The organism is Candidatus Methanoperedens sp., from assembly GCA_027460525.1.
Lineage (GTDB): Archaea > Halobacteriota > Methanosarcinia > Methanosarcinales > Methanoperedenaceae > Methanoperedens.
Genome location: JAPZAS010000009.1, coordinates 54554 through 63779, shown reverse-complemented (window position 1 = coordinate 63779; position 9226 = coordinate 54554). Strand labels below are relative to the sequence as shown.

At 44.3% G+C, this 9226-nt stretch carries 14 protein-coding genes; 8 read left to right on the top strand and 6 right to left on the bottom strand.

Annotation, left to right across the window (positions count from 1 at the left end):
• Positions 1-3 precede the first annotated feature (3 nt).
• From purF to O8C68_02975, 5 genes are all read left to right on the top strand, one after another.
• Positions 4-1449, top strand: coding sequence for an amidophosphoribosyltransferase (gene purF, locus O8C68_02995; protein MCZ7394772.1), 1446 nt, complete (start codon positions 4-6; stop codon positions 1447-1449).
• Between the two features lie 6 nt (positions 1450-1455).
• On the top strand, positions 1456-1911 hold the full coding sequence (locus tag O8C68_02990) for a nucleotidyltransferase domain-containing protein (protein ID MCZ7394771.1): 456 nt from the start codon (positions 1456-1458) through the stop codon (positions 1909-1911).
• A 150-nt stretch (positions 1912-2061) separates the two neighbouring features.
• Positions 2062-2694 (top strand): Era-like GTP-binding protein, encoded by a 633-nt coding sequence (locus O8C68_02985; GenBank protein ID MCZ7394770.1) that lies wholly within the window; start codon positions 2062-2064, stop codon positions 2692-2694.
• Between the two features lie 86 nt (positions 2695-2780).
• A complete protein-coding gene (locus O8C68_02980; GenBank protein ID MCZ7394769.1) occupies positions 2781-3140 on the top strand; it encodes a DUF2073 domain-containing protein in 360 nt (119 codons plus the stop codon).
• Positions 3141-3143: 3 nt separating this feature from the next.
• Positions 3144-3566 carry a Zn-ribbon domain-containing protein gene (locus tag O8C68_02975; protein ID MCZ7394768.1) on the top strand — a complete coding sequence of 141 codons (423 nt, stop codon included), beginning with the start codon at positions 3144-3146 and terminating at the stop codon, positions 3564-3566.
• On the opposite strand, the gene O8C68_02970 is transcribed toward O8C68_02975, so the two are convergent.
• The 3 genes from O8C68_02970 to O8C68_02960 are packed head-to-tail and all read right to left on the bottom strand — an operon-like array spanning position 3554 to position 5252.
• Positions 3554-3985, bottom strand: a complete 432-nt coding sequence (locus O8C68_02970; protein MCZ7394767.1) for a hypothetical protein — start codon at positions 3983-3985, stop codon at positions 3554-3556. The two genes, O8C68_02975 and O8C68_02970, sit on opposite strands and share 13 nt — an antisense overlap.
• Positions 3986-4026: 41 nt before the next feature.
• Complete coding sequence (locus O8C68_02965) at positions 4027-4620, bottom strand: cytochrome b/b6 domain-containing protein (GenBank protein MCZ7394766.1); 594 nt, start codon at positions 4618-4620, stop codon at positions 4027-4029.
• Positions 4617-5252: a molybdopterin-dependent oxidoreductase gene (locus O8C68_02960; GenBank protein MCZ7394765.1), complete on the bottom strand. Its 636-nt coding sequence runs from the start codon at positions 5250-5252 to the stop codon at positions 4617-4619. The genes O8C68_02965 and O8C68_02960 overlap by 4 nt, the downstream gene beginning before the upstream one ends.
• Positions 5253-5377: 125 nt before the next feature.
• Here O8C68_02960 and O8C68_02955 point away from each other — a divergent pair, with 125 nt between their 5' ends.
• The 3 genes from O8C68_02955 to O8C68_02945 all read left to right on the top strand — a co-directional run bounded on the left by O8C68_02955 (position 5378) and on the right by O8C68_02945 (position 7951).
• Positions 5378-5563, top strand: coding sequence for a hypothetical protein (locus O8C68_02955; protein MCZ7394764.1), 186 nt, complete (start codon positions 5378-5380; stop codon positions 5561-5563).
• Between the two features lie 222 nt (positions 5564-5785).
• Positions 5786-6883, top strand: coding sequence for a DUF2117 domain-containing protein (locus O8C68_02950; GenBank protein ID MCZ7394763.1), 1098 nt, complete (start codon positions 5786-5788; stop codon positions 6881-6883).
• A gap of 135 nt (positions 6884-7018) precedes the next feature.
• Positions 7019-7951, top strand: a complete 933-nt coding sequence (locus tag O8C68_02945) for an ABC transporter substrate-binding protein (protein ID MCZ7394762.1) — start codon at positions 7019-7021, stop codon at positions 7949-7951.
• On the opposite strand, the gene moaA is transcribed toward O8C68_02945, so the two are convergent.
• From moaA to O8C68_02930, 3 genes are read right to left on the bottom strand one after another with little or no spacing between them, the layout of a single operon-like run.
• Entirely contained in the window at positions 7939-8823 is an 885-nt protein-coding gene (moaA, locus tag O8C68_02940) for a GTP 3',8-cyclase MoaA (protein ID MCZ7394761.1), read from the bottom strand. The two genes, O8C68_02945 and moaA, sit on opposite strands and share 13 nt — an antisense overlap.
• 9 nt (positions 8824-8832) lie before the next feature.
• Positions 8833-9039, bottom strand: a complete 207-nt coding sequence (locus O8C68_02935; protein MCZ7394760.1) for a MoaD/ThiS family protein — start codon at positions 9037-9039, stop codon at positions 8833-8835.
• A 2-nt stretch (positions 9040-9041) separates the two neighbouring features.
• Complete coding sequence (locus O8C68_02930; protein MCZ7394759.1) at positions 9042-9179, bottom strand: hypothetical protein; 138 nt, start codon at positions 9177-9179, stop codon at positions 9042-9044.
• Positions 9180-9226: the final 47 nt, after the last annotated feature.

Below are 9226 nucleotides of genomic sequence, written 5' to 3'. Positions count from 1 at the left end.
AATATGCATGAAGAATGCGGCATAGTGGGCGTCTCTTTTAAAGATGAAGCACATGCCGCGCTGTCAATCTATTATGCACTTTATGCCCTCCAGCACAGAGGACAGGAATCCGCTGGCATAACAGTCCATGACGGCACCAATGTACAGACTTTAAAAGGCATGGGGCTCGTGCCTGATGTTTTTAACAAGGCGGATATACAGAAACTAAAAGGCTATGTGGGTATAGGGCATGTGCGTTATTCCACCACCGGGGGTTCGAAGATCGAGAACTGCCAGCCACTGCTCGTGAGTTTCAAAAGCGGCACTATAGCAATTGCGCATAACGGTAATCTTGTAAATTCAAAAGAACTGAGGAATGAGCTTGAAAAGGAAGGAAGAATATTCCTCTCGGATTCCGATACCGAGGTCATTGCGCATCTTCTGGTTAAAGAACTCATGCACAACGAGCTTCCCGATGCTGTCAGGGATATGATGAAAAAACTTGTCGGGTCTTATTCGCTCGCCATTCTGGTGGACAACAGGCTTGTCATCGTACGCGACCCGCTTGGAGTAAAGCCGCTGTGCCTTGGAAAAATAGATGATGGTTTTGTGGTGGCTTCCGAGAGCGTGGCAATCGATATCCTGAATGGCGAGTTCATCCGCGACGTAGTTCCAGGGGAGATGCTGATTTTCTCCAACGGGACATACGAAAGCCACGAGCTTGTTAAATCAAAGAATTGCGCCCACTGCGTTTTCGAATACATCTATTTTGCACGGCCTGATTCTGTCATCGACGGGCAGCTTGTGTATGATGTGAGGCTTCGTATAGGCAAAGCGCTTTTTGAAGAACATCCGGTTAAGGCAGACATCGTTTCCCCGGTGCCAGACTCCGGAATCACCTATGCAATTGGTTTCTCAAAGAAGTCAGGCATAGATTATATGGAAGGACTGATGAAGAACCGCTACATCGGAAGGACTTTCATCATGCCTGGTCAGGATATGAGAGAGACTGCTGTGCGGCTGAAGCTCAATACCATAAAACCAAATATCGAAGGGAAAAGCATTGTGCTTGTCGATGACAGCATAGTCCGCGGCACAACTTCTCGAAGAATAATAAATTTAATCCGAAAAGCCGGGACAAGAGAAGTGCACATGAGGGTAGCAAGCCCGCCCATTATCTCGCCGTGCTATCTTGGAATCGACATGGCTACGCGTGATGAACTTGTGGCTGCGCATAAAGCCGTAAAAGGGGTGGAGGCTCTAATTAACGCCGACTCCCTGGGATATTTAAGTATCGAGGGTCTTGTGAAATCAATAGGAATTCCCATGGATGACCTATGCGTGGGATGTTTGAGCGGTATTTATCCTGTTGAAATTCCGGGTGAGCGCTGCTCCAGGAGGCAGTTGAAGCTGTCGGAGTTTGATGAACCCGTGAAAAAAGAACAGATATCCTTGGTTCATCAGATTTAAGGGAACATGCAAAAGCGCGCTAAACTCATCTCAGTATTGACAGACGTACTAAAACAAAAGTTCAACCAAGACCTCTTAGCCGTCGTATTATTCGGCTCCATCGTCAAAGGCAACTTTACAAACACCTCCGACATAGATGTCCTTGTAGTCTGCGAAACTCTCATAAAAGACTGGCGAGCGCACGATAAAATGACTCTGGAACTTACAGAAGACATAGAATTAAAATACGCTACTTCAATTCATATGGCTCTTGTAAGCAAGGATGAAATTTCACATGCAATAGATTCAGTTGCTCCATTAATGCTTGAAATTTACGAAGCTAATGAGATAATTTACGAAAAAGATAACTTCTTTACGCAATTATTGAACAGTTTTGGAAAAAATCTCAAAAGCCTGCATGCTACCAAAATAGAAAAGGGTGTCTGGAAAATTCCAGGTCTGGCTGTGATAGAAAGTGGCTGATGTAAAACAATGTTGAAATTGAGTTAGTAAGACTGCAATAGCGTCATTATTTTCATGGAAAAATATTTAAGATTAAACATATTATGATGAAATAACTGAGGGAAAACTAAAAAAGAGAGAACCGATATTAAATAATGAGGCATACTAACTATGGGCATAATAAAAAGGCTGGGGCTGAATTTTACCTGGTTTAAAAAATTATTCAAGAAAAGGAAGGCGAGAATCGGAATATACGGTCCTCCCAACGCCGGGAAAACCACGCTTGCAAACAGGATTGTGAGGGACTGGACTGGCGATGCCATGGGCTCGGTATCACATATCCCGCATGAAACGAGAAGGGCAAGAAGGCGGGAAGGCGTTACCATTGAATGCAACGGTTCGTCTGTGACGCTTGACATCATAGATACCCCCGGGCTTGCTACCAAGATTGATTTTCACGATTTTATGGCGTTCGGTCTTAGCGAGGAGGAATCCAAAAGACGTGCTAAAGAAGCCACCGAAGGGGTGATTGAAGCCGTCAAATGGCTCGATGACCTCGATGGCGTGATACTCGTGATGGACGCTACGGAAGACCCGTACACGCAGGTGAATGTGGTCGTAATAGGCAACATGGAGGCGCGGAAACTACCGCTTTTGATAGCTGCCAACAAGATTGACCTCCCCAACTCCTCCCCGGCAAGGATTCACAGCGCCTTCCCGCAGCATCCCCTTGTGCCCATATCCGCTCTTGAGGGACAGAACATAGAGCTGCTGTATCAACAGATTGCAGAACACTTCGGGTGATTAATAATGAAAAACTTTAAGAAAGTTTTATCAAAAGAAGGGTATGCGAAGCATACCCTATACCGGATAAAGCGAGGTGTCGCTTTATGAACGGAATTCAAATGGATCTAATATCAGAGGATAAACTCGATGGCATGACCTCGATGGAGAAGGTGCGGTTGATCTTGGATGAGGTAAGAAACGGGAAAATTCTCATACTTGAGAAAGGACTCACGCCGAACGAGCAGACAAAACTCATAGAGCTGACCATGACCGAGATATCACCGGATGATTTCTCAGGGATTGAGATCGAGAGCTATCCCGTAAAGCAGAGCGATACTTTTTTGAATAAACTGCTGGGAAAAACCTCTCTCAAGACCAGGCTTACAGTCATTGGTCTCGCTTCCCAGTTAAAGACCATAAAAAAGGACAGGGATTTGATAAGCGCCCTTGTTTCAGCCCCTTAAATTATGCCGCATAAATGTACCAGATGTGAGAACGTTTTCAAGGACGGCGCAGCCATAATACTGAACGGCTGCCCGAAATGCGGCTGGAACAAGTTCCTTTATGTGCGGGATATAACACCAGAATCACAGCCTGAAAAAACAGCACAGACTGAAGCAATTCCGTCCGCAGCCTCGAAATTTATCAAGGAGGTGGATGAGCTTCTCGGCAATAAAACGGAGCCCGAATCAAAAACGAAATCCGAAGCGAAACCGCAGGAAATTGGCGAGAGGGTGGAATCTGTGAGGATATTATCCCCGGGTTCATACGAATTGAATCTTGAATCATTGCTGGAAAGAGACGAGATCGTCATGGCGCTTAAAGAGGACGGCACGTATCTCGTTCATCTGCCCTCTGTTTTCCAGAAAAAGAAGCATCATGAGCGGTAGAATGTATTGGGTGTAGAATTCAGGTTGGAATATTCGCTGGTGCGGGGCGAGTCAGGCGTATATACAATTATTGCGTTAATGCTGGCTCCAAGCCTGCGCGAATCATGTAAATAAAAACCCTTTTCAAGCCTCGAAACGTTGTTAACCCTGAGAATTGCCTTATCCTGGTCCATTTTTATTATCTCGTAGTCGAAATTCGAGAATACAGCTTTTATTCTTGGCTCTATGCTTTTACTGCCGAACATTAGGATATACATTCTTGGTATTCTGCCAAGGTCGTAATTCACGGTGAAAACTGCATCCTTTTTGTCGAAATTGATGACAAGCGACGTGATGTCAAAAGGGCGGCTTTGGTTTCCCTCTGAAAGCGGGAGCATTGATACTAACACCATAAAAAGTATCAGGATTGCTATTTTCATCGAAGTTAGTATGCCCTCTGTAAATATATCCTTTTTCCACCTCACGGACTTTTCCGTAAGAACCAATCGGGGTAATGCCCCTTTGCCCACCTCACATCCACTTCACCATAAATAATGCCGCGCAGCGATTCGCTGTAATACAGCGTGAAAATAATATGTCCTGTCAACAGCAATATGGAGATTATCGCAAAAAAATCATGCACAATGAAGTTCAATTCCACAAAACTGCGGCTGAACATCGACTTCATCCAGACCACATAACCCGATATAGAAAGCCCTGTGATAAGGAGCAGGGTCACAAGTAAATTCACTTTCTGACCGCCGTTGAACTTGCCTGCGACATGGGTCTTCTTTTTTCTTAAGAATTCGATGAACCATCTAAGATCGTCATAAGTCCATGATATCAGTTCTTGAATATCATTCCGGGTTGATATGCTGCTGAGGGCATATATCATGGGAGGCAATAAAATAAAAGGAAGGGAAGCATACAGGTGAACCATTTTTACCAGAGGGTCGCCAAGCAGCGATTTTGGCGTGATAAATATACCGATGCCTGTTATAAGGAGCCAGATGAAAATTATGGCATGAGACCAGTGTAATACTCTTGTATTGGTATCGAACCTCAATATTCTCACGGATAAGACACTCCATCCACCTTATAGCCAAACCTTTCCCAGTAGCCTATTTCCTGTGTATTTGTCAGGGTTATCCTGTTGACCCATTTCACATTCTTATATCCGAACATCCGGGGCATCACAAGGCGCAACGGCCTGCCCTGCTCCTGCGGCAATGCTTCATCGTTCAGCATGTAAGCCAGCATGACATAAGGTTCAAGAGCTTCTTTTATCGAGAGGCTGTCTTTGTATATGCCGCTTGCAGAGTGGAATGTTGCAAATGCAGCATCTGGAGCAAGACCTGCCATCTCAAAAAGCACTTTTAACCGCACGCCTTTCCATTTCACATTTTCCACAGACCAGCCTTCCACGCAGTGAAATTCAGTAACCTGTTCTTCACTTTCAAGCTTTAAGAGTTCCTCATAGCTGATGGTGAGTGTTTTGCTTACAAGCCCGTCGATTGTAAGCTTCCACGTATCAGGGTCAAACGTAGGTGTCTCCTCTATGCTCCGTATCCTGAATGTGTTTATGGTATTTATCCCTATATTTTTAAGTAGGCTTAAACCTGCGAGTATTATACCAAGAAAGATGCCAAGATAGAGCAAAAACCTTCGCCGGCTTAAAATCGATATTGATTCTTTTTCTTTATTCAAGATATTCCCTGTAATTTTTGGTCAGCGATAGTTAAATACCTATCTTTCTATTTCAAATAATTATTCGCAGCCTTTGAAAGAAAAAAGGGAAAGATATTTGGGGTATTAGCTCACTACTTGAAATCATGGAAAAAAAGAGTCCATTTTTTACTGCTTCCGCTGCTGCAGTACTATATTTTATCATATATATCATATTAAAATACCTGCTGCAAAACAGGGTTGTGGATTGGCAGGGTGCTTTCTTGGGCGCTGTTGTTTTCTGGATTGTTATTTTCCTCGTGCATTATTTCCTTAACAGGCAATATGGCTAATTAACGATATGAGTTTTATCATAATATTTTTTTCAAAAAAAAGTACACTATATATGCAACTATTAAAATTACAACTATTTCTATAACAAATACTGTAATCACCCATAAAATCCGAATTATAAAATAAGCAAGAATTAAAGCAATGACTGCAATAATAATATCTGTGAGTTTCATAAACACATCATTATTTTCTATACATAAATCTTTATCCTGCAAGTTAGCATGCGCATAGGAATAATACTCCACGGTCCTGAGATTGTCGATACGGGGTCAGCAAAGCGGATAATCGATATGTTCAAGAGGAAGCACGATGTGACGGCAAAGCTCGGGGGAACCATGGGACGGACTGCAGTGCTCGATGCAGGTCTTGAAGACATAATCGGCATATCAAAGGGGCTCACTCCGAGCGAAACCATTCTTTCTATAAAGGACGCCATAGACCTTGCTGTACTTCTCAACCACGGAAAAACCCTTGATACCGGACGCTCTTTCGGGCAAATAGTGGCATCGAAAATCTCACAGATTCCCCTTGTCCATATCGAGCGCCCGGACTGCGGCGGCAGGATAATTTACTACACTCAGGAGGCAAAACGCTGCGCAGAATATGTCAGGCACATGCTGCGTGAAACATACGACCTCCCAATCGAGTCAGGCTGCCCGGCACCCTCGCATATCAGAACAGACGGCGACCTTGTTATCCGCCGTATATCGGGCGCATTTGTGGGTGAAAACATACGCCTCGATGGAATTGTTGTGGGGGAGATTACACATCATGAACCTGAAATCGTTTGCAGGGACGGCAGGATTGTTGAGCTTAGAGGCATAAAAGCAAAGCCGCACGGTCTTGAAAAACTAAAAAACAGGAGAACTGATCTTTTCACGGCAAGGGTCAAGACAGGAAACATCAGGCGAAGCCTGCACGAACCCAGGATACGAAAAATGTTGTGCAGGACACCATGTTCCAGAATCGCCATCATCGACCACTGCGCAGAGTCCACATTTGAGCTTGTAAAGGATGCGGGGCTTGTTATCACAGTTGGAGATGACACCACCGCAATTGCGGCTGACATATTAGCACGCCTTGGCATTCCAGTTATCGGGATTGTGGACGGGGATATGGATGGCGTGCTCGGGAATGCGGTGGTTCCTATGGGTTCGGTTGTAATTCGCGTCAAGCCGGGATTTGATGATATCGTGGGCAGAGAAGTGTTCGAGATATTAATGGGAGGCGAACAGGAAATCAGCATGGAGTGGAGCGAATTGCTTGCAAGGATACTTGCGCTGGCTGAGAAATATGTGGTGGATGTGGGGTATTATTGAGTCGTGTGGAATTCAGGATTTGTTCACATGAGCAAGCTTATAGCGTATTAGAGGAATTAACATTATTATTTGTAGATTAAGAGGGCAGATATGAATAATAACTTCGCATCACGACTTGTTGCCACATGAAATATCATGCCTAACTCTAAAACTGTCACAATCGGTCATCTTTCCACCGTGTACCACACCTCCTTCATCCTGATGGGCACAGACTGGCTTGAAAAAGCAGGCATCCATGCAAACTGGAAGCTCTTTGCCTCAGGACCCGATATTGTAAAGGCTTTTGAAAATAAGGAAATCGACCTTGGCTATATCGGTCTTCCCCCTGCCATTATAGGCATTGATAGAGGAGTTCCGATCATATGCGTGGCAGGCGGTCATGTTGAGGGGACTGTGCTGGTTGCTCAGGAGGATTACAGTACACTCGAAGAACTGAGGGATTTCAACTCCACGCTGGCGCAGTTTAAAGGAAAGATCATCGGCTCTCCTCCAAAAGGCTCTATCCATGATGTCATCATTAACAATGCTCTTGAGAAGGCGAAGCTCGATATCAAGGTGAAGAACTTTGCATGGACAGACTTTGTGCTTGAGGCGCTGGTGGATGGGGAGATAGAAGCAGCAGTCGGGACGCCCTCACTTGCCGTGGCAGCATCGCGTGCCTGCAATGCAAAAATTATAATTCCGCCGCATGCTCTCTGGCGGAATAACCCAAGCTACGGCATAGTTATCAGAAAAGAATTGATGCAGTATCCTGATATGATTCTGAGCTTTCTCGAAATGCATGAAATGGCAAGTAATTTCATAAGGGAAAAACCTCTGGATGCTGCAAGAATAGTCTCTCAACTCACAGGAATCGTGGACGAGGATTTTGTTCTTGAAGCGTACCGTGTCTCACCAAAATACTGCGCTGCGCTATCGCATGAGTTCGTTGCCTCCACGATGGCTTTTGTGCCTGTGCTTCACAGGTTAAAATACATCTTGAAGGAAATACCCGAAAGTGAAATATTTGAATACAGTTTTATCAATAAAGTCCACACTGAAAAACAGCATTATAATCAACCCTTATAAAACGGCTCCCGCATATCCATTGCCAGCTTCATCAATTCTACTATCTCTTCAGGCTCTTTATTGTTTACGTCCACAAGATTATCATTCCTGAAAAGACAGGGCTTCAGCCTCCCATCCGAAGTGACGCGAAGCCTGGTGCAATTGGCACAGAAATGCGAATTATCAATTGGGCGCACAAGTTCGACCTCAACCCCATCTATATAGTATTTCTTTCTCCTGTGCATCGCCCGTTCTTTAATATCCGAGGCTTTTGATTCCAGGAACTTTTCTATTTCATTGATGTCGAGCTTGTAGTTTGCCGCTTTACGAAAATCCATCAATTCTATCAATTGCAGGATAACCTTTCCTTCATACCTGCGTATAAAATCCATCATTTTTTCTATTTCGTCATCATTTATACCTTTGAGCAGCACCATATTGAGTTTGACTGGCGCCAGACAATCGACCGCAGCTTCAATCCCTTCCAGTACGCTGCTGACATCACCTCCCGTGACTTTTCTGTATTTTTCAGGCGAAAGAGAGGGAAGGCTTATATTGATACGGGAAAGCCCGCTCTTTGCAAGGCTCTGCACCCTTTTTGATAAAAAAATCCCGTTGGTCGTAGCCGAGATGTCCTTTAGCTCAGGAAGGGATTGGATTATATTTTCAAAGTCATCCCTCATTAAAGGTTCCCCTCCCGAGAATTTTACCTTGCTTATGCCAAAAGTCTTAGAAGCTTCGACTATATTTGTTATAGTGTCGGCTGTCATCTCGGTTTTAATATCCCGGCTCTCGCCTTCACGATGACAGTAAATGCAATTCAGATTGCAGCGGTTTGTGATGGATATTCGCAGGCTGTTTATTGTCCTTCCATAGGCGTCTGTCAACTGCATGGGTGCCCTTTATCCTCCGGTCACAACCCTCAGTACTTCAACGTCCTCCTGCGACACTTTCTCATCCAGAGGTACAGGAGCGCCGCTTCGGAAAACAAGAACTATTTCGGGATTAATGTGAAGGGAATCAAGCAGTTCTTCGTATGTAGAATCCGGTGAAACCTCCAAGTTTTCTTCTTTAACACCCCCTGAAAGGAGCCTTACTTTTATCTTCACTATTATTCCTCGGGCAGCTTCTCCAACTCCACTTCTGTTTTCGTTAAGTCCCCAAGATGCTCTTCTATCAGTTTATTCTCCAGAATCTTCTGTTTTTTCTCGCCTTTTCTCTCCAGTTCCCGCTTTTTTAGTTTTGACATTGTTACCTCACAATTACAATTTTTATCGAATTAAATACCAAACAGTA